The sequence below is a fragment of the Treponema sp. OMZ 906 genome, from assembly GCF_024181185.1.
In the GTDB taxonomy this organism is placed as follows: Bacteria; Spirochaetota; Spirochaetia; order Treponematales; family Treponemataceae; genus Treponema.
In genome coordinates, this window is record NZ_CP051196.1 from 1,755,422 (window position 1) to 1,778,167 (window position 22,746).

A 22,746-nucleotide genomic window follows, 5' to 3' on the forward strand; every position below is an offset into this window, starting at 1 on the left:
AAAAAAGACACTCGAAATGAGTGTCTTGTAAAAGAGGTAGCGGCAATAGGGCTTGAACCTATGACCTAACGGATATGAGCCGTTTGCTCTACCAACTGAGCTATACCGCCGTAAAAATACTCAAAGAATATAGCGTAAAATGAAATCTTTGTCAATAATTACCCTGAAAATTGAAAACTGGTGGCTGTAACCTCATCGGATACGGACGGAAACGGTTTCGGTTTTAAATTCGCCGCTTTGTGCAGAAACCTTTGCCGTGCCTGCTTTCCCGAGCGTTTTAATCCAAAAGCCGCGAGCACCGCCGATAAGTGCAAATTCCTGCGGGCCGATAATTTTCGCAGGCCCTTTCAGCGTAATCTTCACAATCTCGAAGCTATAGGGTAATTCGTTACCGACCTGATCAAGGAGCTGCACAACAAAGCGGACGGCATCGGGTATGTCTGCCCGAAGCTTTGTCTCATCGGCGGTAAGTACGAGCTGTGTCGCGACAGGATTTGCGCTAAACCGGCGGGTAATACACTCCATACCGTTATGGTAGCCGGTGAATACGGCATCTTCCCATCCGCCACCCCATACACTTGGAAGGTTGTCGATAACGACAGGAGGATGTGCAAGCCCGGGATAGCGGTCAAAAGCGGGGTAAAACAGACCTAAATCTTTTTTGCCGATGCTTAGCCGGACTGCCGTACAATTTGTACAAATAATAAGCGGCGCAATTCCACCGACTGCACGATCGCCGACGGTATAGCGGGTCAACGGTTCCAACACCGGCTTCATTTCGACAGGCTGCTGACTTGCATACACGCTTGCAGCAAATTTGGGGATGCGAAACATATCCATCACACCATGGTAACAAATGCGATCACCCGACCCAAAATTCGCATGGGTATTATAATCAAAAGCACACCAGCCGATTGCGCCGCATTTTTGCGGGTCGAGCGCGGCGGCATTCTGCACCGCAAGGTGGAGTTTTGCATGCTCAACCAAGCGTTCTTCCTGATCGAACCGCTTTGTCGGGTACATGTGTCCGCCGAACTCGGTTACCAAATAGGGAACCGAATCGGATAGCCCCGTAACCTCACGCTGGGAACGAAGTACACGTGCTGCTCCGGCTGCAGTACCGGCAGTCAATCCTTGAACTCCGCAAGTAAAATCGTTCATTGTATATACGTCTTCAAAAAATTCGCTGTTTTCAATACATCTGACACCGCCGGTTTGCCGATACGGATCAAGTTCATGGGCAATCGTATTTGTCTGCTGGTAAAACGCAGTACAATCCGGCGATTCATTGATTCGTACTCCCCACAACACAATAGAGGGATGATTCCGATCCCTCGTAATCATCTTACGGATATTTTCGCAAGTAACATCCTGCCAGGCGGAATCGCCGATATGCTGCCAACCGGGCGTTTCTTCAAAAACCAATAGTCCGATCTCATCACAGCGATCCAAAAAATACGGCGATTGCGGATAATGCGAAGTACGAACAATATTAACGCCAAGCTCGTATTTCAGGATATCCGCATCTTTCCGCTGTACCCGTTCAGGCATCGCATAACCGACGTATGGAAAAGACTGGTGCCGGTTTAAGCCCCGCAGCTTGAGCAGTTTGCCGTTTAAGAAAAAACCTTCCGGCGTAAATTCAACCGTACGAAATCCGATACGGGTAGATACGGTATCGCATACAAGACCGTCTTCCAGTAACGATACTTCGGCGCGGTACAGTTCGGGCTTTTCAAGCGTCCACAGTTTTAAACCGGTTAATTCATCCATTATCATCGATAGGGTAAGAGACGGAACGGCGACCTCAAGGCTTCTGCTCAATTCCGCCCGTTTTCGATTTCTGGAATCGAAGATCGCTACCGAAACGTCAATCGATTTATTCGTTCGTTCGTCATGTGCAATCGCAATATCAACCTGTAGACTTTTTTCCGCCGTTAAAGCGGAAATCGGGCGGGCATAAATCGACTCAATATGGCAATGGGGTACCGCACGCAGGATAACATCGCGGTAAATACCGCCGTAGCAAAGATAGTCCACTTCACCACCGAACGGGGGAATATCAGCTCGTTCCGTCGAGTCGACATACACGGCAAGCACATTGCTTTCAGTGTCTCCATACTCAACGTAGTGAGTAATCTCCACAGAAAAAGGAACATATCCGCCTTTGTGTTCTCCGATAAAGTGCCCATTGATAAAGACCCTTGCATAGCACATCAGACCGTCAAAGTCGACAAAAAGCCTCATCCCTTGCAGATTGGAGGATACGGCAAATTTTTTTCGATAACATGACTCAAATTGATATACCTTCTCATCAAAATAATGATACGGCAATTCTTTCACCGTATGCGGAAGCTGCACTTCAGTAAAATGAGATTCATCACAATCGGCTCGCACATACTGTTCTTCAAAAGTATTCACAAATTGCCAATTTTGCCATAAAGGGATCAGTATTCGTGCCATTTTATGCCTCCGTTTGTATATCGATCATCTGATTTAATACGATATTAAGGTCTTCGATAAAAATTCCGGAATACCGTTCGATATTTTTTATAATAAAGTCTTTTAATGCCAATATCCGTCCAGCCAAATCCGGGCCGGCAGGCATATCGACCATCATAATAACCCTATAACCGTTATCTTCGGTTTGAACGGTAATTTTCTTAATATTTACCGCGCTATCGTATTGAGCCGCATATTGTATAACCATTTCTTTTAATGCATCATCTGAAACTTGTGCCGGGTACACTTTAGAAAATTCAGGACGCACGACCGATTTTTCAAAAAGTGTTTCTTCTTCCTTTAAGTGCCCGATATTTGCATTACGGAACAGCAGTCTGATTTTATCATAAAATATCTGCGGATAGTTCCTTTTCACCTCGACTGACGGTACGGGAATAACGTGTTTGCCTTCGACACGACGACTTCTAATGGCGGTTTCAATTTCTTCCCTCGTCGCAATATCTTCAATGCGGATAATCTTCTGCGGAGGTGGAATCTGCAACCGTGTCGCAATTTTATTAACCATCTTATCCGACGTTCCCAAAATAAGTACTTTTTTGCGGCTTAATTGATGCAACACTTTTGCCGCTTCATCCCTATGCTGTTTATCGTCAAAGACAGCCGTTTTTACTGCCGCCAAAAAGGTCTTCTCTCGTTTTGCAGAATGCCCCGCAAGTATTTTATCGCCTCTAATGACTAATCCGTCATCGATAATTAAATCTATTCCATATTTTTGGGCGACCAATCGCGCTCTAAAGCTTTTCCCGGTGCCGTTTCCTCCGACCAGCGCATATATCTGAGGTCTCTTGACCCAACGAAAGAACCTATCAAAAAACCGCATATCAGTTTAGTATAAGCCGGTTATTGCATCTCCGCAAGCCTATTTTTATCAAATTCTGCGCTAACACAACAAAAGCGAGAACTTGACAAATGGGTAATAGCAGGTTACCCTTTTTTACAGAGCATCTTGGTGCAAACTCAAATAATTCTAAAGATGCTCATAAATTCGGAGGAAAGTATGAAACGTATCGTTAAGCTCTGTGCCGCACTGCTGATTGTCGGTATCTTGCTGGCCGGGTGCGAGGCTAAAAAACCGGACGTATCCCAAACCAATTCGGAAAAACCGATTGAAATCTCATTGTATTATTCGGACAATGCGACACTTCCTTTCAAAGCCGATTGGCTGACCGTGCAGGAATCGGAAAAGCGCTCAAACACGAAATTGCATTTTGAGCCGATACCGATCGCCGATTACAACACGAAAGTATCGTTAGCATTGAATACCGGTAACGGCCCCGATGTAATTCTTTATCAAAATACCAACGGGGAAAACGGTTCATTGGCTTTAAACGGCGCGCTTATTCCAATCAGCGATTATCCCGAATGGACACCGAACTTTAATGCGCAAGTAAAAAAATTCGGATTGGAAAAAGACATCGATGCGCTGCGCCTTAAAGACGGGAAATATTATTATCTTCCTTCTTTATTCGACGTTCCCTTTTATGACGGCGGATTGATTTTGCGCGAGGACATACTGAATAAATACGGCCTCTCTCAGCCGAAAACATTCGACGACCTCTATGTCTATTTAAAGAAATACAAACAAGATAATCCCGACTCATACCCGCTGACCATTTTGGCCGGTCCTCGGGTATTATATAGAATGACAATGCCGTCATTCGGTATCAGCCTCGGCAAAAATTCTTCAACCGGTACCGGCGTTTTAAGCTGGGACTATGCGAAAGGTAACTATTTTGCCGGAGCGACAACGGAAATGTATAAGTCTTATGCGCGCTTCCTTGCAAAGCTCTATAAAGAAGGTTTGCTGGATCCCGAAATGGCAGAACCTATCGACGGAGATAAATGGGCGCAAAAACTCGCTACCGGCAAAGCAGTTGCCACGTATGCGTACTATGACCAAATCGGCGGTGTTACCGGCAAATCGGCTATCGAAGGCTTTAAACTGCAAATGTATCCGCCGCTCGCGGGTCCTGCAGGCGCTCACCATCAGCCCAAGAGCAGAACACAATGGGGCATCATGTTCCCGTCAAAGACCGCAAAGAGAGCGGACTTTGAAAAAATTGTCCGTGCAATTGACGATATTTTCTTCAGCGATGAAGGTGCAAAACTCTGGTGTCTCGGCGTAGAAGGCGTAACCTATACTATGGAGAACGGAAAAATTAAGTATGCAAAAGAAATTACCGAAGCTCCTGAAGGTATTTACAAGGCGATGCAGTTAAAATACGGCTGCGGAGCCGATACGACGCAGCTGGTATGGATCAACAGCAGAGAAATGACCAAGTATGACGACAATTATGCCCGCATCAATGCAGAAGTAGAAAAAATGGATATGGCGATCCAGCCGATTCCCCCTACCCCGCTGTTTGATGATGCCGTTGCCGAAGAAGCGGGTATTCTACGTACACCGCTCTTAGACACATTTGAAAAATGGAACAATGATTTTATCACCGGGAAAAAAGATATTGATAAGGATTGGAATGCCTATGTTACCGAAATGAATAATGTCGGCATTGAAAAGTACCTTGCGCTCTATAACGAACACGTAAGGAAATAACCTCTTGCTGCGCCTGCATAAGCATCGCTTTGCGGGCGTATTGGGCATCTCTAAAAACTCAGGTATAGCTTTTAGAGATGCCCAATTATTTTTTAACACTATGAATCAAAGAACGAAACGCTATTTTCATCAATATTGGCAGCTTTATGCGATGCTTCTGTTGCCTTTACTTTATTTTATCATATTCAAATATGTCCCGATTTTCGGCAATGTACTTGCATTCAGACGATATCGTCCGGGTCTCGGCGCATTCGGTACTGAATGGGTTGGGCTGCGCTATTTTACGATGTTCTTTAAAGACCCCGCATTTTGGCGTGCATTTAGGAATACGCTGACTCTATCGCTGATGAATTTACTCATAAACTTCCCGATACCGATTATCTTTGCCCTCCTCTTAAACGAAATACGTTCCGTTTTTTTTAAGAAATTCGTACAAACGGTTTCATATATGCCGCGGTTTATTTCGACCGTTGTCGTTATTGCAATGGCTGCGGAAATTCTTTCGCCGAGTACCGGTATTTTAAATCTTCTGTTAAAAAATACGTTCGATATGCAGCCGATCTATTTCATGAACGAACCGGCCTATTTTAGAACTTTGTACATCTTCACTGATACATGGCAGTATATGGGATGGACTGCAATTATCTATCTTGCAGCAATTACGGGAATTAACGAAGAATTATATGAGGCGGCAAAGATCGACGGTGCGGGAAAATTGCAGCAGATACTGTATATCACTATACCATCTATCCTGCCGACTATTATGGTGATGCTTATTCTGGAAATCGGCAGATTACTGACACTTGGATTTGAGAAGATACTGCTTATGTATACCCCGAACAATGCGGATGTCAGTGATATTATTGCAACACTCGTATACCGTACCGGTTTGGCAAATCAGAACTATTCGTATGCAACGGCAATCGGATTATTTACCGGCGTTATCGGCATTGTTCTTGTCGCCTCTGCAAACGCTGCAAGCAAACGTCTCACCGACGAAAGTATCTATTAAAAAAACATCTGTTAATACGGAGTGAACTATGCAATCAAGAAAAAACTCGTTCAGCATTTTTAATCTTATCCTCTTTATTGTGATGGCATTTGTCATACTCATCTGCATTGTACCATTCATATATATGATTGCACTTTCTTTCTCCGACCCTGCCGCTATTATGCAAAACAAAGTATCGTTTTTACCGGTAGGGTTTACAACCGCGGCATATAAGCAGATATTCACATACCCGAATTTCTTTAAAGCGTACGGCAATACTATTTTTTACACTTTCTTTGGAACGCTTATTGCCCTCTGCTTTACCTCGACCTTTGCGTATCCGCTTTCAAAGAAGTTTTTACGCGGTACCGGTACTATCATGAAGCTGGTCGTTTTTTCGATGTTTTTTTCCGGAGGTTTAATCCCCACCTATCTGCTTATTTCTTCATTACATTTAACGGGTACGGTATTTGCAATACTGCTCCCCTTTGCCATCAATCAGTTCCATCTGATTATTTTAATAAACTTTTTTAAAGCTTTTCCGCACGAGCTGGAAGAAGCCGCCTTGATAGACGGACTCGGCTACTTTAGGATTTTTACCCAAATCGTTGTTCCGCTTTCCACTCCTGCTTTGGCGGCGATCGGTCTGTATACGGCAGTATTCTTTTGGAACGATTGGTTTAACGGATTGATCTACTTAAAGTCTTCACAGTTCCCCGTTATGCTGTTCTTACGCAATATCGTCAACGGTACAGCAACCATGGGAGACGGAGCCGGCAGCGCAGATATGTCGGTTATCGGTATTTCGATTAAAGCCGCCGTCATTATCGTTTCAACGCTGCCGATTATCCTGCTGTACCCCTTCCTGCAAAAATACTTTGTGAAAGGGCTGACAATCGGCTCGGTAAAAGGCTAAACAGTAGAAGGTTAATAGCGCGTATCTCGTCGGTGTTGTAAAACCAGCAGTTTTACAACACCGTTTTTTTATCAGCGGCTTTCGGAGCTACTACCGGCAGCGGTTTCAAAATCGGCTTTGATTTTTTCCAACAGGGCGCCGATATCATTTTGATAGATAAAATCCCAGCCGACCCACGAGAATTTTTTATCGGCTGATAAGCGATTGTCAACAGACGGATTGGTAGACGGAAAGAAACCGCTTTGCGCGAAAACCGTACCGGTCTTTTCCGAAAGGAAAAACGACACAAAATCTTTTGTGAGCGCTTCGGTATCTTTTTTTACCAGCATAAAAATAGGCGCGACAATCGCGCCGTCCTTCGGCCAAACCGTCTTCAGAGGAGTCCGCTCGTCTATCATCTTAGAGAAAAAATAAGGACTGATACTGACGACAGGCTGTGCAGTCGCAGCGCTCCTTCCCCCTTTTACCATTTGAGCAGGATGCATATACGCACTGCATGCTTTGCCTAATTTTTTAATGCCTTCATCGCCAAAACGCGCATAGATATTAAGAACGACGGAATTGAATAAATCCAAATCACCGAACGGAATAGCGACGGAATGTTCGAATTCGGGAGATAAGATATCCTCCCATGTCTCCGGTATTTTTCTTCCGTCCAACAGCGCAGTATTCACAATCATAATTGCAGGAACAACACCGATAATGGCGTAATTTTTTTTCTCATCCCGCAAATCGATATAGTCATTGCAAAAATCTTTATTGACCGTATCGAGTGCGCAGTGAAATTCCTTGTTTTCAATAAAAGAGCCCATCAGCTTTTTATCAAAAAACAGTTCAAAACCGGCAGACAGGAGCACATCCGGCAGGTTTTCCTTTTTACCGGTTCTTGCCAGATCGATTATCCAGTCAATACCGAGATTAGCCGATCTTAAATCATACCGGATTTTATAATTTTGTTTCTCTAATGCTTCCTGATGTGTTTCAATATAATCGGCATAAAATGCTTCAAAACTTTCCAGCAATGGAATCCGTATCGGACACGGCAGAACGCCTTCAATCCTCACTGTCTTTTTTCCGTCATCCGGCTCAAGAGGATTATCGCTTTTTACCTTTAAACTGAGATCGATATGCGCTAAACCCGACGAGGCGTTTTGTTCGATAATTTCAACCAGTTCCCGCTCGCATAAATCGATATCCAATTTCTTAGAAAGAAAAGCTTTTTCAAGCGTGATCTTTTTTCCCATCAATTTGCGCATAACCGGATTGGTAAGCGGCGTAAAACCCTTTCCCGCCAAATAGCGGATTGTTTCAGGGTACCGTTCCGTAACGTCAAAGACCGTTTCGTTCATATTAAAATAATTATTCATAATCTTCCTCCAATAACAGATATATAGTAGACTATTTACCACCGATACTTTTGGGCATCTCTAAAAACTCGGTTAGATTTTTAGAGATGCCCGACGAGTTTTTGTTTAAGTTTTTATGTTATAATAACTCAAACAAAAACATCGCAAATAAGCTTAAGGAAAACCTCTAAAAACGGAAGTTTTTAGAGGTTCCTTTTAAAAAGCTCCGCATACTATGCAAAGGAAGGACGCTGTGAATCCGTTATTCAAAGATATTCCCGCAAAGGAACTGGAAACCTATCTTACCGCCGTCAAGGCAAAGACTGCCATCTATCCAAAAGACAGCTTTATTTTCTTTGAAGGCGACCTTCCCAAAGCATTGTTCATCCTAAAATCGGGGGCTGTTCAAATCGAAAAAAACGGTATCGACGGCAAACGGACTATTATGAACCGCTTTGAAACACCGGAAACCGTCTTCGGTGAAGTGTACGCCTTCCTGCAATCAGTTCCGTACGATTATTCATGTAGAATAATTGCCGATGCGAAAATCCTCAGTATTCCGGCAAACATATTTTTTGCTTCTGCAACACTACCCGCCGTACAAACAAAAATTGTACAGAATCTTTTATCTATCCTTGCGCATAAAGCCTATTTCCTAAACCAGAAGCTGTTGATATTCTCTTCATTTACACTGCGTAAAAAAATAGCCGTGTATCTGTTGCAGCAAGCACACGGTCAGCCTAAAATAACGCTCAAACTAAACCGAGAAGCTATGGCCGAATATCTCGCCGTCCCGCGCCCTTCCCTATCCCGTGAATTGATGAATATGCAAAAAGACAAGCTGCTCACCATATCCAAAGATACCGTAACCGTTAACATCGACAAACTCGAAGATCTTGCATAAATCAATTCTACAGATAGCCGGTTCTAAGTAACGAAATTCTTAAAACTGTATAGAGTATATCACAACAAAAATGAGAATTCGGTAGCATTTGTTACCGCATTGGTATTTTAATATCTCGGCGATAGAATATTATGAAAAAATAGTAATACCTCTCAGATAATTTCGATACGATTACCTTGACTAAAGCCGCAAAATAAATTACTATAGTGCTTCCTTGGGCCTATAGCTCAGTTGGTTAGAGCAGCGGACTCATAATCCGCGGGTCGCCGGTTCAAGTCCAGCTGGGCCCATTTTCCCCCTCACAACAATTTCTACAAGTAACACCGGAGCGGAACCTACAGCATTACGCTGTAGAGAACTCACGATTTTCTATCCATTTTTATAAATTGCAAATTGATTAACGTAATCTACTATTGGGAATCTTTGTTCCGGCAAGACGAATGAGTTCTTCTGTTTCAGCCTGTGTATATGGACGAATTGTATTCCATGCGGGATTAAGACAGTTCCCCGGTAAAAAGGGAGCAAAAAACCATGCGGCATCGGAAGGGAGCAATGCTGAAATAGCACGTATATCCTCGGCAGCTACAAGCGGCGGTACAAGAACGGTTCTATATTCGATTTCTACCGGCCGACAGAACGTGTGCTTTTCCTGCAAAATCATCAACGTCCGTTTTAGTGCAGCTTCAGGCTGTTCAGCCGACGGCTCAGTTCCTGCCGGGCAACAAAATTTGAGTTCATGATAACGGGCAGGAGCAGTCTTTATATCGACGGCTATCATATCGGGACAGAGCGCGTCGTCGTGCAGAAGCGAATACACTTTATCCGACAATAAACCATTTGTATCAATCTTAACGGCAAGCCCTGCCTTTCGTGCCCGTAGAATAAGTTCCGGTAAAACCGGAGAAAGAAGTGCTTCACCGCCCGAAATAACAAGTCCATGCAATACCGACTTCCGCTTTTCGATATGTTCATAGACCGCTTCAATCGGTACGTAGTCATTCGTACCGCTCCCCAATGACTTACCGGCAGGACCTTCCGAAACAGACGCACATACGAGCTCGCCGTTATAGCAATACGGGCAGCGCAAGTTACAGCCGGGCAGAAAAACCGCAGCAGCAACCTTGCGCGGATAGTTGACAAGTGTGGTTTTCTGCAGACCGACATTCATAGCTTACGCGATAACTGCTTCAGCCGTATATGGGGTTAAGCGATACGCTTTAAGATCGGCAACCGAATATGCACGGGAAAGTTCTTTTTCCGATTCATTATACATGATAACGGTAGGACAGGATCGGACGCCGTGCTTTGCAGCTGCTTTAATACCTTCTTCGGTGTCGGCATCGATATAACGGATATCAATACCGAGATTATTGCAGTAATCTTTAACAGGTGGGCAGTTGGGACACGTCTTCCGCGTATACACCTCAAAAAAGGCAGGATATTGAATTGATGTTGTTCCCGTATCCACTACGGTACTTTGCCCTGCATAGAGGGGCGTTTTAGGATTTTCGTGTTCGAACATTTTCCGCTCTGAAAACTCTTCACGCTTGCCCTTATTCCAGTTACGGACGGAACGGTAATAACCGACTATGCGTGCATATACTTCCGTTGTAGAACCGTGTACATTTTGCAGCTCCGACTGTGCAGCTGCAATATCAGCATCGATTGCTTCTCTTGTTCTCATGGTATCTTACCCACCTTTTATAGAGATATGTTTCACTATATAAGTTTATCTATATAGTGTTAATTATGCTTACATTTGTGATGATACCCCCATATATAGTGTATGTCAAGTAGTCAAATAAAATCTCGCTTTGCAGTAAAACTCGATGTCCTATAGTTGACCAAGTATCGGTTTTCATGTACTATAGCCTGTATTTTATTCTTGTAGGAACATTCCTAAAAGCGGCTGTTTTTAGTAGTTCCCACCATAAATAATTAATTTCCGGGAGGATTAACGTGAGCGTAAAAATCAGACTCAAGAAATTCGGAACAAAAAAGCGCCCATATTACCGCATCGTGGTACAGGATGTCCGTGAACCCCGTGATGGTAAAACCATTGACGAAGTAGGCATCTATCATCCTATTGAAGCGGAAGATCAGCAGATTGCTTTTGATGCCGATAAAGTACGCGGTTGGCTTAATAAAGGCGCTCAGCCGACCGACACGGTTCGTCACTTGCTCAACAAAAAACAATTCACGTTATAGGTCGGCTATCGAACATGGAACGTGATTTAGTCGAGTACATTGCAAAGTCGCTTGTTGATGATCCCAGTGCCGTTTCCGTATCGGAAAAAGAGACCGACCGCGGTATTGTGCTGGAATTGCGCGTTGCAAGCGGTGATGTAGGAAAGGTAATCGGAAAATTCGGAAGGGTTGCTCAGGCAATTCGGACGCTGCTTATGGCATCAGCCGGTCGGAGTGGAACCCGTTATTTGCTGGAAATTCTTGATTAATGGACTGGCTCATAACCGGTAGGATTCGGGGCACATTCGGTCTTGAAGGCTTCCTTAAAATTGAAAGCTGTTCGGGCGAATATGAACATTTTCTAAACTTAAAAGAGATAAAACTGCAGTTTCCATCCGAGGGGACGGGAACACAGCATCCCGAACTATTCTATCAGGTTGAAGAGTGCGTTGTCCGCAATGCGGACGCGTTATTAAAACTACGAGGTATCGATTCGCCTGAGGCGGCAAAAAAGCTACACGGAGCGGATATATTGGTTCCTCGCGATATGGCTTGCCCGCTCGAACGCGGCGAGTTTTATATCAATGATCTTTGTAATTCTGTCCTTGTGTACAAAGGAAATTCTGTGGGTACAATTGCAGATGTAGTGGAAGGCGGAGGCGGATTGTTATTGGAAGTCTCCGAGGCTGCAACAGGCAGAACCGTATATGTTCCGTTTCGTTCCCAATTTATTGGAAAGATAAACATACCGGTAAAGCAGGTTGAGCTTATGCACCGCTGGATTCTCGAATGAGATTCAATGTGCTGACCTTGTTCCCCGAAATCCCCGCCGCCTTTTTCGAATCGTCGATCATGGCGAAGGCGGTCGAACGGGGGCTTATTACCTACAATCTGGTGAATATCCGCGACTTTGCTTACGACAAGCATCGAACCTGTGATGATCTAACCTACGGCGGCGGGGCGGGAATGCTCCTATTGCCGCAGCCGCTTTCGCTCGCACTCGATTCTGTGCAGGCAGCCGAAAAACGAGTTATCTATGTAACCCCTTCCGGCAAGCCTTTCACCCAAGCGTGTGCAGCCGAGCTTGCACGAGAAAAAGAACTCGTGTTTATCTGCGGCCGCTACGAAGGAATTGATCAGCGAATCATCGACGAATACGTTGACGACGAAATTTCACTCGGCGACTACGTTATGTCCTCAGGTGAGCTTGCTGCGCTCGTAATAATAGACGCGGTGTACCGCTTGATCGACGGCGTTATTTCCCGCGAATCCCTTGAAGAGGAGAGCTTTTCCGACGGTTTGTTGGAATACCCCCAGTACACACGGCCGCAGATATTCAGGGACAGAGCTGTTCCTGAAGTGCTTCTGTCCGGCCACCACGAACACATTCGTAAATGGCGGCTTGAACAGCGGATTAGAAAGACGCTTGCCATGCGTCCCGACTTGCTGACGGCAATTCGTAGTTCACCTGAATGGACAAAAGAAGCGGAACTTATTTTACAGGAGATAACAAATGGCAGAGAATTTAATTCGTAAGATTGAAGAAAAACAAAAGATTGTCGAAAAACCTTCTTTTAAAGTAGGCGACACCGTAAAGGTACACTTCAAGATTATTGAAGGGAAAACCGAACGTATTCAGATATATGAAGGACTGGTACTGTGCTTTAAAAATGCCGGTATCGGCCGGACATTCACGGTAAGAAAGAATTCTTACGGCGTCGGCGTAGAGCGTGTATTTCCGCTCCACTCACCGCGTATCGCAAAGGTAGAAGTGGTGCATGCCGGTAAGGTTCGCCGTGGCAAGCTCTACTACATCCGCGAGAAGATCGGTAAGGCTGCAAAGATTAAGACACTTCTGCAAAAGAAGAACTAGCGGATATGCAGCCCACAGCGGAACGGCCGGCGCTTCTGATTCCATTACATCGGAATGAGGCACTTAACGCGGCCGTTCTTTTCCAAGGAGACAAAGCCGCCGGTTTTACCGAAAATGAACCGGTAACGGTTCGGGTGCTGTCGATCCTTAAAAACAATATGGTGCGGATTACCGTTAAAGGTTCCGTGCTACAGGCACAGACAAAAGCTCTTTCTCAAGATATTAGGGAAGGAGCTTTTTTATTGATGCGCGTCCATATTGCCGGCAATACGGTTATGTTAACGCCGTATCAGAAATCTATACCGCATTCGTTGCCGCATGGTGATGTATTCTCCCAGCTCGGCATACCGCAGTCCGACCTCGCGGCAACATTGATCGCTTTTTTTCGTCAAAATGAACAGCCGTTACAATCCCGCCCGCTCTTAAAAATCCTTTCTTCACTCTATGCGTTTGCCCCGCACGAAAAAAAAGCAGCTTTTGCTGCTGCCCTCCTCTACTCCCGCGGTATAGAACCTTTACCGCAGCTAATTGAACAATGCCTTGCAGCCATGTTTGCCCTTCCCGGCAAACAGCATGAAAATCCGACCGACTCATCGGAGGATGCCGACCTCTTCCGCTTTCTCAATCATGTAAAAACAGGCAAAAACCACTGGGTGGTATTTCCGTTTGAAAAACAGCTCAACACACTCTGGAGAGGTTCAGCGGCTTTTTTGCTTGATCTGCAAGACGCCATATGTCTTGAATGCTGCCTACGGGTACGAAGTGAAGAACAACAAGAAGCATGGACATTTGTGCTCAAGAATAACCAATGCTTTTTTTCCTATCGAGGACAAGAAGAACTTTCAACACAGAAGCAGAAAAATCTCGCAACTTTGCTGCACGACTGTCTGGAATCTGCAGGAGTTACTTCCTATACCGTACATTATGCCGATAATAATATGGAAGAGAATCATACCCTTGCATCAATCGATATATCAGTGTAGAATAATCTAGGAGTAGATGTGACTTTTTATTACCATGGAGATAAAAAGCAATAGTATGGACAAGGGGCGAGATTGCTCGGTTGCATTGTCATATACATTCGGAGAAGATATTCCGATGATTACCGCCTCGGGGCGCGGTGCTATTGCACGAAAGATACGAGAAATTGCCGATAAATGTCATATTCCCCTCATCAATAACCCTCTGCTGGCAGAAGTGTTGGTTGATACCGAAATAGGATCTTGTATTCCTGAAGAGACATATCAAGCAGTTGCCGCTATTTTTGCATTTCTTCAAAAAAAGGATGGAATAACCGGTGCTAAGACGAATTAAGGTAGAAGATTTAAAAGAAGGCATGATATTTTCTGAGCCGCTATTCTTTGATGACGGCAAGAACAGGGTCCTCGGCAAAGGGCATCCTGTTTCTGAACGTGAACTATCGGTATTAAAGCAATGGAAAGTTCCCTTTGTTATGACAGCAGGGAAAAGTATAAAAAAGAGTGCAGAAGTAACGGAACTAGTTGAAGAATTAGATACACTACCCGACGAAGGAGGATCTCCTACTGCTAAGACAGCTGACAAAAATACTAAAAAGAAGACAACGGAAGAAAGTACCATTTTACAACTGCCGGATATTTTAACACACAGCGAACTCTATACTGAATATTTGGCAATTATCCTAACACTGGACATCTTTTTAACCGAAGTAAAAAACAGAAAGGCCATATCACCCCGACCTATAGATGGAATAGCCCTGAGACTGCGTAATTTGCTCGCAGCCAATAGACCACGTGCCATTTCATTTATCCTATCAGCCCAAATTCCTGAACGAGATATGGCAAAAGCTCTAGTCGATACTGCTATTTTAGCTGAAACCATCGCAAATTTTATGAATCTGCCCGAAGATTATATTGATGATATAATACTCGGTTCTCTGCTACACGATTGCGGTATGCTAAGGATTCCTGATGCCATTTTAAACAAAAAAACTGCGCTTTCGGATACTGAAATGCAAACTGTGGTTGCGCACACCGTCTATGGGTATAAAGCTGTATTATCGGAATTTGTGTATACCGAGCGTGTCGCAATGCTTGTTCTCGAGCACCATGAACGTTGGGACGGAAAAGGCTACCCCAATGGACTTGATAAAGATTCCATCGAAATAGGTGCCCGTATTATAGCTGTAGTAGACGCCTTTGTCGCAATGACTGCACGAAAGGCTTATCGCAACGCACTGCTCGGTTATGATGCAATGAAAACTCTACTTGCAGATAAAGGTCGCCGCTTTGATTACGAGGTCATCAAAGCAATGATTCAAAGTATTGGTGTATATCCCATCGGCTCAATAGTATTAATGAACGATACCTCCATCGTGCGTGTCGTCGGCACACACCCGGAAGCTCCCTTACGCCCGCTGATTAGGGTACTCATTGATGAAACCGGCCATCTTTATCCAAACAATAAGGGCAAACTTATCGATCTAAAGGAATATAAAAATACTTTTATTGTCAAGGCAATTGACCCACTTCAGTATCAACAAAAAAAATGATGGAAGAACGGCTGGGGCCGGCAGGTGAGACATACGCAGAAAAATGGCTTGAACGGCAAGGGTACTCTATCATTGGCCGAAACTGGCGAACAAGAACAGGGGAAATTGACATCATAGCAGAAAAGGACGAAACGCTTGTCTTTTTTGAAGTAAAAACATTACCCCATACACCGCTTACGGACTTGGATATTATCGTTGGAAATAGAAAACAGGAAAGGATTTGTAAAACCGCTAAATATTTTCTCTTAACTCATCGAAAATATAACAAGATGCATATACGGTTTGATGTTCTTGTATTGCCGTTTGATCCACGGACAATAGAATCAGCTGAGCCGCTGCATCTAGAGAATGCTTTTGAGGATTATGTATGAATGTTGGCGTGTTTCCAAAAAAAGGGCGGTATACTCCCCGCAAATACTTTACCGAATCCGATTTTCGTGAAATGGAAACAAAACTCAATGACGAAACATATATTCAAGCGGCAATATACCGATTAGCATCGATATTGACCGAACAAATGATGTATATGAAGGATGAAGAATAATATGAATAATAGGCGGGGACATAGAAAAGAAAACCGTTATACAGAAAATACCACGGTGAATAACAAACCGTATATCAGTCCACAGCACGAGGATCCTACCGAACTTTTTACCTGCCCACGGTGCGGCAAACCGATCAAAGATTTAAGCGCTGCATTAGCGGATAAAACAGACGGCAAGCCTGTGCATTTCGATTGCGTATTAAATTTTTTAAAGCAAAACGAAGTCTTACATGAAAATGAAGCGATTTCGTATATCGGTCAAGGCAGATTTGCCGTTATCAAATACGCTTCAATGGTAACGATGAAAGAATTCACTATCGTTAGAATCATTGAGTGGGAAGATAAAAACCAGCGCGCAGAATGGCGAGGCACCATCGCCGACCGTTTCAGCTTAATCGATTAAGTGAATAGCCTTTCCGTTAGCCTTTTGAAAATAGTGGTACCGGATACAAGGCGCTGAGTGAACAACACCCGCAGGCGTACTTATTGTACGTCGAGGACTGTTGTTCACTCAGCAACGCCGTAGACGGTATGCATATTTTCAAAAGAAAGTTAGACGACGATATTTACCAACTTATTCGGCACAACGATAACCTTTTTAGGCTGTTTATCGCCGAGGAAGCGCTGCGCGCCATCTGTTTTTAACGCGAGCGCTTCAAGCTCATCTTTCGGCAAATCGACGGCAGCTTGAAATTTATCGCGCACCTTTCCGTTGATTTGCACGACAATCGTACATTCGGAATCGATGCAAAACTTTTCGACAAACATCGGCCACTGCGTATATGCAATTGTTTCCGTATGCCCTAACTTCTCCCACAGCTCTTCGGCGAGGTGCGGTGCGTAGGGCGCGAGCAGCTTGACAAATGCCTCCCATGCAAAGCGAGGTACGGTCTGATATTTTCCGAGCGTGTTGATGAAAATCATCATCTGGCTGATTGCCGTATTAAAGTTGAGCGATGCGGTATCTTCGGTTATCTTTTTAATGGATTTATTGAGGAGCTTGGTAATTTCCGCATGTTCCGGCGTACTCATGTCGTTCACCGGACAGGAAATAAGCTCTTTTTCGGAAAGAGCCCATATTTTCTCCAAGAAACGGAAAATGCCGATCAACCCTTGCGTGTTCCACGGCTTGGACATATCGAGCGGCCCCATGAACATCTCATACATACGGCACGAATCGGCGCCGTATTGAGCGATCATCTCATCAGGATTGATGACATTTTTTAGGCTCTTCGACATCTTTGCGATAACCCGCTTCAACTTTTCGCCGGTACTCTTTTCTTCAAAAGCATCATCGCCGGTCTGCACAACCTCATCGACCGGCACGAGCGACCCGTTTGAACGCTGATACGCAAAGGAAGTGATCATTCCCTGATTCACCAACCGCATGAACGGTTCTTTGGTATGCACCACGCCTAAATCGTACAGTACCTTGTGCCAAAAGCGGGCATAGAGGAGATGGAGTACCGCATGTTCCGCGCCGCCGACATAGAGATTAACAGGCATCCAATACGCTGCTTTTTCCTTGGCACAAAAACGGTGTGCATTATGAGGATCAAGGTAACGGAGATAGTACCAGCAGGAACCCGCCCATTGAGGCATGGTGTTTGTTTCGCGGCGGGCAGGGGTGCCGCAGTGCGGACACACGGTATTCACCCATTCGGGTATTTTGGCAAGCGGGCTTTCTCCCGTGTCGGAAGGGGTGTAGCTATCCGTTTCAGGCAAGGCAAGCGGTAAATCCTTTTCGTCCAGCGGAACGACGCCGCATTTCGGGCAATGCACCAACGGGATAGGTTCTCCCCAGTACCGCTGTCTGCTGAACACCCAGTCGCGGAGCTTATAATTGACGGCCTTTTTGCCGAAGCCGTTAGCGGCGGCGTAATCGGTAACACGCTCTATTGCTTCCCGCGTCGGCAGTCCGGTAAATTCGCCTGAATTTACCGCATAACCGTCGGCTGCGGTACATGCTTGCGGTACTGCGCGGTAATCGCCCGCCGCTCCCTTTTCCTTCCATTCAGCTTCGGATGCGACCGTTTGAATAACTGGCAGCGAAAAAACGTGAGCAAACTCCCAGTCGCGCTCATCATGCGCCGGAACCGCCATAATGGCGCCGGTTCCGTAAGAAACCAAAATATAATCGGAGATCCAAATCGGAATAGGTTCTTTTGTTAGCGGATTTACCGCATAGGTGCCGGTAAAGACGCCGGTTTTCTTTTTTGCAAGTTCAGTCCGTTCAAGGTCGGTTTTCTTTGCCGTCTCGTCAATATACTGCTGCACAGCGGCTTTTTGTTCCCCGCTGACAATACGCATAACGAGCGGATGTTCCGGAGCAAGCACGAGATAGGTTGCCCCGAAAATAGTATCCGGCCGAGTAGTATATACGGTAATCTTTTCGCTTTCGTGCGGAGCGGCAAGGTGAAAGTCTATTTCCGCTCCGGTGCTTTTGCCGATCCAATTCCGCTGCATCATCTTAACAGACTGAGGCCAATCCAGCTCTTCCAAGTCCTCAAGGAGCCGCTCTGCATACGCAGTAATCTTGAGCATCCACTGCCGCACATTCTTGCGGATAACCTGTGTGCCGCACCGTTCGCAGCAGCCTTCTTTCACTTCCTCATTCGCAAGACCGGTCAAACAGCTCGGGCACCAGTTAATCGGTGCTTCCGTTTCGTAGGCCAAACCTTTTTTATACAGCTGTAAAAATATCCACTGTGTCCAGCGGTAATAGTCCACATCCGAAGTTGCAAGTTCGCGATCCCAGTCGTAGGAAAAACCGAACGCCTGTATTTGCCTCCGGAAGGTATCGATGTTTTCTTTTGTCGTAACACGCGGGTGAGTACCGGTCTTAATGGCGTAATTTTCCGCCGGTAAGCCGAAGGAGTCAAACCCCATCGGATGCAGCACCGCATATCCGTTCATGCGGAGATACCGACAATAAATATCAGTTGCCGTATATCCTTCAGGATGTCCGACGTGCAAACCTGCTCCCGACGGATACGGAAACATATCCAATACATACGCCCGTTTTTCCGGCGGATAATTTTCATCCTCGGTTACTTTAAACGTCTTATGATCTTTCCAATATTTTTGCCATTTTTTTTCAATATCGCCAAAAGGATACGGCATTATACAACTCCTTTGAGTAAAACATTTTAGAGGCACATTCAAAATAATAGGGGCTGTCCAGAAACTTCAGTTTTTGGACAGTTTCCTTAGATTTAGATGCGATGTTTAATATTAAGTCATTATTGTATAAAGACTTAATATTAAACTCGCGGGGATGTCGAAAAAGTAACCAACTTTCGAGACATCCCCATTCATTTATAGAAGGATTATTTTTTTACTGTTAGTTTTGGTAATACCGAATACCCGCAAAATATTTTCCGTGGTATAATCTGCATGAGCTAATTTATTATAATAATCCGTAACAGTTTGTAGCTCCTCTTGAGAATCATCGTAGGCGGCAAAAGCCGCTGCGCTGCGAAAAGCACCTGCTTCCAGCAATTCCTTTAAAGTCTTACCGCCGTTTTTAGTACGTCGTTCTTTATCAACTACCGCAGCCGCACCGTCATATCCGATTGTGCTGATAAAATCATTTTTTGTCATATTGTGCTACCTTGTTTAAACCTTTTTGAATCCGTCCTTTGAGACGCCGCAGAGCGGACATACCCACGTATCGGGCAAATCCTCAAACTGAGTACCCGGTTTAATATTACCCTCAGGATCACCAGCGCTCGGATCATACTCATAACCACATAAATCACATACATATTTATCCATACTCTACTCCTATAAAAACTTTTGCAGGACGTTTTAACATCCGAAAAAGTTTTTCGTAGGCTAATACTATACGGGTTTTACAGCGGTTTTACAAGTAGGAGAGAGGCTTGGGAGCGGCAACTGCTACAATAGAGGAATCCGTGCATCCACAAGGATTCTGCTTGCTTTTTACAAGTCTTTTTCTTATAGTAACAGCCTTATGAATATCCTCGAAAAATTTTATAGTGATGCACAGAGACGAACGGAAAAATTACCTGATCCTGCATTCCGGCAAGAATTATGTGAATTTTTTATTCAAACAATCCGCAGTTACGATAAAAGCCTGCTCCCGTTAGCGGAAGATTCAGCTGAGTATTGGTTGAGAACGCATTCCGCTGATACAAAAGAAGAGGCCGTTACTTGGTTCTATACCGTCTTTTCCCTCTTTGACGGCAGCTTCGGTAGCGATATGGATTTTTCCAATGAAGACTGGGAAGAACTACATACCATTATCTCGGCGGCAGCGGAAACACTCGATATGCAAACCGTAAGCGCCATTATGAGCATTATGGTTGAACGGCATAAGCTCCTCGGCGATTTCTAAAAGCGAAGTGAGCTTCTAAAGATACCATTAAATAGGAATAGCACTATGATACGGGATTTTTGCTGCGTAGAATATGAGCACTGTACCGCCTGTCCAAAGCGCTGCGGGGTAAATAGGAACGCCGATGAACGCGGCTTTTGTGGAGAAACGGCGGAACTGCGCATTGCATGGGCAGGATTACACTTCGGAGAAGAACCTCCGGTAAGCGGCGCAGGAGGATCGGGAACAATATTCCTTACCGGCTGTAACCTCCGCTGCGTTTTTTGCCAAAACTTTCAAATTTCACAAGAGGGCATGGGACGTGCCGTAACGGAACGGGAATTTATCGAAATATGCCTCACACTTCAGAGCGCAGGCGCGGAAAACATCAACATCGTTACGGGCAGCCATGCGATACCGGCTTTGGGGGCAGGGCTCCGAGCCGCAAAACAGCACGGCTTAACTATTCCCATCGTCTGGAACTCCTCCGCATACGAAACGGTGTCCGCACTCGAATCGATTGCGGACACCGTCGACGGCTGGCTCCCCGATCTCAAAACGCTTAATACCGAAACATCCCACCGCGTTTTTGCCGCTCCGGATTATCCCGAACAAGCCTGTGCTGCAATCGAGACAATGGCGCGGCTTTCTCCCCTCAACCTTACACCGCCCGATGAACGGTATCCGTTCGGTAAAATGCTGTCGGGTGTTATTGTCCGGCATCTCGCACTTCCGGGAAAATTAGAGGATTCGCAAGCGGTACTCCGTTGGTTTGCCCAAAGGCTGAAAAGCAAGGCGCTGCTTTCGCTGATGACTCAGTACACGCCCATTACGGCAAATCCGAAAGCGCGGCACATCGATGCTTTTTCCAACCGCCTACTCAACGAATCCGAGGACATCAGATTGCGCACTTTTCTTGAAGATTTAAACATCGACGACGGGTTTTATCAGGAATTAGTAAGCGACTTGGATTGGCTCCCCGACTTTAACCGCATACAAACCTTTTCTTCCACACTGTCAAAACCGCTCTGGCATTGGAAGACCGGCTGGGTGCATTAACGTTTATTTTCAGCCGCGCCATTTCAGTGCGCCTGCGGTAACAAAGTAAGACTGCTATTAAAAGCATAACTCAGTTAAAGCACCTCTCCAAAAAGCGCTTTGTCACGTGCATCATATCTTTTACTTTTTGCATTGTATTTGCAAAGAACATCAATGGGCTTCATCATAAAGCTGATATCGTCTATCGAGTAGGTACTATCAAACCCGCGAATGTTACTTTTACCTCTGCCGCAGCGCAACACACATTTATTTCCGCATCCGTTTTGAGACTGTTGTGTAAATCAAATACATATATGGCGCACCCAAATTGGTTTCCATCAGCGAATTAACAACCAAAGTACGAAGCCCCGCATTACGGATACCCGTTATAAATAAAATAAATTCCCATGCGAACTGCACCAAAAGCCCGATTGATATAACGCTCCAAAGAGGTACTCGCTCATCGTCGCGCGTAGCAGATAAATTTTTCATGAGCAACCACGCATAACCGACAAATAAAAACACCGCCATAATCCAATGATATCCGCCAGTTCCACGCTGAATTGTAATTATCGGGAATGCCGCCCCAGCCCCGTTACTGATAACCGCCGCAGAAAACCACCACACGATAATCAAAAGCGAAAACTCCAAACGATTTTTCGGTTCGGCAAACCACAGCCACATCCACGCCATATTTGTAAACCCATAACTCATACTGAGCCACAGCAAAAACCAAAAAGGGTTTGCACCAACCACTTTTCGTGTTTCAAGCAACCAATAAAATCCGCCGTAATCTACTACAAAATAGAGTAAGCCCCCGAGTATTCCAACCAGAAGAGGAATATATCGCTTACTCTTTAGAAAATAAAATGCGAGTAATACTAAAAAAGCACAATCCAAAAATACGTACAAACTGCTCAATGATCGGTTTGGAATTAATTCCAATTTTTTCCTCCATACAGTTTTATATCACACAAAATAACAAGAACTTCCAGACGACA

26 protein-coding genes and 2 tRNA genes are annotated in these 22,746 nt (G+C 44.9%); 18 read left to right on the top strand and 10 right to left on the bottom strand.

All coding sequences use genetic code 11. The annotated features are described in order from the left end of the window. Positions 1–37: 37 nt before the first annotated feature. From E4N69_RS07810 to E4N69_RS07820, 3 genes are all read right to left on the bottom strand, one after another. Positions 38–110 (bottom strand) — tRNA-Met (locus tag E4N69_RS07810). 82 nt (positions 111–192) lie between these two features. Then, the gene (locus E4N69_RS07815; protein WP_253823483.1) at positions 193–2,463 is read right to left on the bottom strand and encodes a glycoside hydrolase family 2 protein; all 2,271 of its coding nucleotides are present in this window, start codon (positions 2,461–2,463) and stop codon (positions 193–195) included. Between the two features lies 1 nt (position 2,464). Further along, the gene (locus E4N69_RS07820) at positions 2,465–3,343 is read right to left on the bottom strand and encodes a hypothetical protein (RefSeq protein ID WP_253713978.1); all 879 of its coding nucleotides are present in this window, start codon (positions 3,341–3,343) and stop codon (positions 2,465–2,467) included. 177 nt (positions 3,344–3,520) lie between these two features. Here E4N69_RS07820 and E4N69_RS07825 point away from each other — a divergent pair, with 177 nt between their 5' ends. The 3 genes from E4N69_RS07825 to E4N69_RS07835 are packed head-to-tail and all read left to right on the top strand — an operon-like array spanning position 3,521 to position 6,984. Continuing rightward, positions 3,521–5,077, top strand: a complete 1,557-nt coding sequence (locus E4N69_RS07825; RefSeq protein WP_162663774.1) for an extracellular solute-binding protein — start codon at positions 3,521–3,523, stop codon at positions 5,075–5,077. A 4-nt stretch (positions 5,078–5,081) separates the two neighbouring features. After that, positions 5,082–6,089: an ABC transporter permease gene (locus E4N69_RS07830; RefSeq protein WP_371922346.1), complete on the top strand. Its 1,008-nt coding sequence runs from the start codon at positions 5,082–5,084 to the stop codon at positions 6,087–6,089. Between the two features lie 28 nt (positions 6,090–6,117). Next, positions 6,118–6,984, top strand: coding sequence for a carbohydrate ABC transporter permease (locus E4N69_RS07835; RefSeq protein ID WP_253823484.1), 867 nt, complete (start codon positions 6,118–6,120; stop codon positions 6,982–6,984). 71 nt (positions 6,985–7,055) lie between these two features. Here the strand turns inward: E4N69_RS07835 and E4N69_RS07840 are convergent, their stop codons facing one another. Continuing rightward, positions 7,056–8,351, bottom strand: a complete 1,296-nt coding sequence (locus E4N69_RS07840) for an ABC transporter substrate-binding protein (protein WP_253823485.1) — start codon at positions 8,349–8,351, stop codon at positions 7,056–7,058. A 232-nt stretch (positions 8,352–8,583) separates the two neighbouring features. Here E4N69_RS07840 and E4N69_RS07845 point away from each other — a divergent pair, with 232 nt between their 5' ends. Beyond that, positions 8,584–9,234 (top strand): Crp/Fnr family transcriptional regulator, encoded by a 651-nt coding sequence (locus E4N69_RS07845; RefSeq protein WP_253713980.1) that lies wholly within the window; start codon positions 8,584–8,586, stop codon positions 9,232–9,234. A gap of 216 nt (positions 9,235–9,450) precedes the next feature. Then, positions 9,451–9,524: transfer RNA gene (locus E4N69_RS07850), tRNA-Ile, on the top strand. 107 nt (positions 9,525–9,631) lie between these two features. Here the strand turns inward: E4N69_RS07850 and E4N69_RS07855 are convergent. Together E4N69_RS07855 and nrdD are read right to left on the bottom strand one after the other, a co-directional pair. Beyond that, a complete protein-coding gene (locus E4N69_RS07855; protein ID WP_253713981.1) occupies positions 9,632–10,402 on the bottom strand; it encodes a radical SAM protein in 771 nt (256 codons plus the stop codon). Between the two features lie 3 nt (positions 10,403–10,405). Then, complete coding sequence (gene nrdD / locus E4N69_RS07860) at positions 10,406–10,918, bottom strand: glutaredoxin family protein (RefSeq protein WP_253713982.1); 513 nt, start codon at positions 10,916–10,918, stop codon at positions 10,406–10,408. Positions 10,919–11,193: 275 nt separating this feature from the next. Here nrdD and rpsP point away from each other — a divergent pair, with 275 nt between their 5' ends. From rpsP to E4N69_RS07915, 11 genes are read left to right on the top strand one after another with little or no spacing between them, the layout of a single operon-like run. Beyond that, positions 11,194–11,442 (top strand): 30S ribosomal protein S16, encoded by a 249-nt coding sequence (gene rpsP / locus E4N69_RS07865; protein WP_044012752.1) that lies wholly within the window; start codon positions 11,194–11,196, stop codon positions 11,440–11,442. A gap of 14 nt (positions 11,443–11,456) precedes the next feature. After that, complete coding sequence (locus E4N69_RS07870; protein ID WP_006188554.1) at positions 11,457–11,690, top strand: KH domain-containing protein; 234 nt, start codon at positions 11,457–11,459, stop codon at positions 11,688–11,690. Next, on the top strand, positions 11,690–12,214 hold the full coding sequence (rimM, locus tag E4N69_RS07875; protein WP_162663780.1) for a ribosome maturation factor RimM: 525 nt from the start codon (positions 11,690–11,692) through the stop codon (positions 12,212–12,214). The genes E4N69_RS07870 and rimM overlap by 1 nt, the downstream gene beginning before the upstream one ends. Next, positions 12,211–12,957: a tRNA (guanosine(37)-N1)-methyltransferase TrmD gene (trmD, locus tag E4N69_RS07880; protein WP_162663781.1), complete on the top strand. Its 747-nt coding sequence runs from the start codon at positions 12,211–12,213 to the stop codon at positions 12,955–12,957. Before rimM ends, trmD begins: the two co-directional genes overlap by 4 nt. Beyond that, on the top strand, positions 12,935–13,294 hold the full coding sequence (gene rplS, locus E4N69_RS07885; protein WP_253713984.1) for a 50S ribosomal protein L19: 360 nt from the start codon (positions 12,935–12,937) through the stop codon (positions 13,292–13,294). The genes trmD and rplS overlap by 23 nt, the downstream gene beginning before the upstream one ends. A 5-nt stretch (positions 13,295–13,299) precedes the next feature. Then, positions 13,300–14,277, top strand: a complete 978-nt coding sequence (locus E4N69_RS07890) for a hypothetical protein (protein WP_253823486.1) — start codon at positions 13,300–13,302, stop codon at positions 14,275–14,277. 55 nt (positions 14,278–14,332) lie between these two features. After that, on the top strand, positions 14,333–14,608 hold the full coding sequence (locus E4N69_RS07895; protein ID WP_162663784.1) for an EscU/YscU/HrcU family type III secretion system export apparatus switch protein: 276 nt from the start codon (positions 14,333–14,335) through the stop codon (positions 14,606–14,608). Then, positions 14,592–15,824 carry an HD-GYP domain-containing protein gene (locus tag E4N69_RS07900; RefSeq protein WP_253823487.1) on the top strand — a complete coding sequence of 411 codons (1,233 nt, stop codon included), beginning with the start codon at positions 14,592–14,594 and terminating at the stop codon, positions 15,822–15,824. The genes E4N69_RS07895 and E4N69_RS07900 overlap by 17 nt, the downstream gene beginning before the upstream one ends. Beyond that, entirely contained in the window at positions 15,821–16,195 is a 375-nt protein-coding gene (locus E4N69_RS07905; RefSeq protein ID WP_253823488.1) for a YraN family protein, read from the top strand. Before E4N69_RS07900 ends, E4N69_RS07905 begins: the two co-directional genes overlap by 4 nt. Further along, on the top strand, positions 16,192–16,368 hold the full coding sequence (locus tag E4N69_RS07910) for a hypothetical protein (RefSeq protein WP_203232396.1): 177 nt from the start codon (positions 16,192–16,194) through the stop codon (positions 16,366–16,368). The genes E4N69_RS07905 and E4N69_RS07910 overlap by 4 nt, the downstream gene beginning before the upstream one ends. 1 nt (position 16,369) lies before the next feature. Further along, positions 16,370–16,771, top strand: a complete 402-nt coding sequence (locus E4N69_RS07915) for a hypothetical protein (RefSeq protein WP_162663786.1) — start codon at positions 16,370–16,372, stop codon at positions 16,769–16,771. A 149-nt stretch (positions 16,772–16,920) separates the two neighbouring features. Here E4N69_RS07915 and leuS read toward each other — a convergent pair whose 3' ends face one another. The 3 genes from leuS to rd all read right to left on the bottom strand — a co-directional run bounded on the left by leuS (position 16,921) and on the right by rd (position 20,145). After that, entirely contained in the window at positions 16,921–19,491 is a 2,571-nt protein-coding gene (gene leuS / locus E4N69_RS07920) for a leucine--tRNA ligase (RefSeq protein ID WP_253823489.1), read from the bottom strand. Between the two features lie 195 nt (positions 19,492–19,686). Then, a complete protein-coding gene (locus E4N69_RS07925) occupies positions 19,687–19,971 on the bottom strand; it encodes a hypothetical protein (RefSeq protein WP_162663787.1) in 285 nt (94 codons plus the stop codon). A 15-nt stretch (positions 19,972–19,986) separates the two neighbouring features. After that, positions 19,987–20,145: a rubredoxin gene (rd, locus tag E4N69_RS07930; RefSeq protein ID WP_162663788.1), complete on the bottom strand. Its 159-nt coding sequence runs from the start codon at positions 20,143–20,145 to the stop codon at positions 19,987–19,989. A gap of 199 nt (positions 20,146–20,344) precedes the next feature. Here rd and E4N69_RS07935 point away from each other — a divergent pair, with 199 nt between their 5' ends. Both E4N69_RS07935 and E4N69_RS07940 read left to right on the top strand, forming a co-directional pair. Beyond that, entirely contained in the window at positions 20,345–20,728 is a 384-nt protein-coding gene (locus E4N69_RS07935) for a hypothetical protein (protein WP_253713988.1), read from the top strand. A gap of 45 nt (positions 20,729–20,773) precedes the next feature. Beyond that, a complete protein-coding gene (locus E4N69_RS07940) occupies positions 20,774–21,766 on the top strand; it encodes a radical SAM protein (RefSeq protein ID WP_253823490.1) in 993 nt (330 codons plus the stop codon). A 246-nt stretch (positions 21,767–22,012) separates the two neighbouring features. On the opposite strand, the gene E4N69_RS07945 is transcribed toward E4N69_RS07940, so the two are convergent. Beyond that, positions 22,013–22,459 carry a hypothetical protein gene (locus E4N69_RS07945; RefSeq protein ID WP_253823491.1) on the bottom strand — a complete coding sequence of 149 codons (447 nt, stop codon included), beginning with the start codon at positions 22,457–22,459 and terminating at the stop codon, positions 22,013–22,015. Positions 22,460–22,746 lie beyond the last annotated feature (287 nt).

Excerpts from the sequence above, each read along its gene's own strand:
- E4N69_RS07815 (WP_253823483.1), bottom strand. The coding sequence starts at position 2,463 with ATGGCACGAATACTGATCCCTTTATGGCAAAATTGGCAATTTGTGAAT.
- E4N69_RS07820 (WP_253713978.1), bottom strand. The coding sequence starts at position 3,343 with ATGCGGTTTTTTGATAGGTTCTTTCGTTGGGTCAAGAGACCTCAGATA.
- E4N69_RS07825 (WP_162663774.1), top strand. The coding sequence starts at position 3,521 with ATGAAACGTATCGTTAAGCTCTGTGCCGCACTGCTGATTGTCGGTATC.
- E4N69_RS07835 (WP_253823484.1), top strand. The coding sequence starts at position 6,118 with ATGCAATCAAGAAAAAACTCGTTCAGCATTTTTAATCTTATCCTCTTT.
- E4N69_RS07840 (WP_253823485.1), bottom strand. The coding sequence starts at position 8,351 with ATGAATAATTATTTTAATATGAACGAAACGGTCTTTGACGTTACGGAA.
- E4N69_RS07855 (WP_253713981.1), bottom strand. The coding sequence starts at position 10,402 with ATGAATGTCGGTCTGCAGAAAACCACACTTGTCAACTATCCGCGCAAG.
- nrdD (WP_253713982.1), bottom strand. The coding sequence starts at position 10,918 with ATGAGAACAAGAGAAGCAATCGATGCTGATATTGCAGCTGCACAGTCG.
- E4N69_RS07870 (WP_006188554.1), top strand. The coding sequence starts at position 11,457 with ATGGAACGTGATTTAGTCGAGTACATTGCAAAGTCGCTTGTTGATGAT.
- rimM (WP_162663780.1), top strand. The coding sequence starts at position 11,690 with ATGGACTGGCTCATAACCGGTAGGATTCGGGGCACATTCGGTCTTGAA.
- trmD (WP_162663781.1), top strand. The coding sequence starts at position 12,211 with ATGAGATTCAATGTGCTGACCTTGTTCCCCGAAATCCCCGCCGCCTTT.
- rplS (WP_253713984.1), top strand. The coding sequence starts at position 12,935 with ATGGCAGAGAATTTAATTCGTAAGATTGAAGAAAAACAAAAGATTGTC.
- E4N69_RS07890 (WP_253823486.1), top strand. The coding sequence starts at position 13,300 with ATGCAGCCCACAGCGGAACGGCCGGCGCTTCTGATTCCATTACATCGG.
- E4N69_RS07895 (WP_162663784.1), top strand. The coding sequence starts at position 14,333 with ATGGACAAGGGGCGAGATTGCTCGGTTGCATTGTCATATACATTCGGA.
- E4N69_RS07905 (WP_253823488.1), top strand. The coding sequence starts at position 15,821 with ATGATGGAAGAACGGCTGGGGCCGGCAGGTGAGACATACGCAGAAAAA.
- E4N69_RS07910 (WP_203232396.1), top strand. The coding sequence starts at position 16,192 with ATGAATGTTGGCGTGTTTCCAAAAAAAGGGCGGTATACTCCCCGCAAA.
- E4N69_RS07915 (WP_162663786.1), top strand. The coding sequence starts at position 16,370 with ATGAATAATAGGCGGGGACATAGAAAAGAAAACCGTTATACAGAAAAT.
- leuS (WP_253823489.1), bottom strand. The coding sequence starts at position 19,491 with ATGCCGTATCCTTTTGGCGATATTGAAAAAAAATGGCAAAAATATTGG.
- E4N69_RS07925 (WP_162663787.1), bottom strand. The coding sequence starts at position 19,971 with ATGACAAAAAATGATTTTATCAGCACAATCGGATATGACGGTGCGGCT.
- rd (WP_162663788.1), bottom strand. The coding sequence starts at position 20,145 with ATGGATAAATATGTATGTGATTTATGTGGTTATGAGTATGATCCGAGC.
- E4N69_RS07935 (WP_253713988.1), top strand. The coding sequence starts at position 20,345 with ATGAATATCCTCGAAAAATTTTATAGTGATGCACAGAGACGAACGGAA.
- E4N69_RS07940 (WP_253823490.1), top strand. The coding sequence starts at position 20,774 with ATGATACGGGATTTTTGCTGCGTAGAATATGAGCACTGTACCGCCTGT.
- E4N69_RS07945 (WP_253823491.1), bottom strand. The coding sequence starts at position 22,459 with ATGAGTTATGGGTTTACAAATATGGCGTGGATGTGGCTGTGGTTTGCC.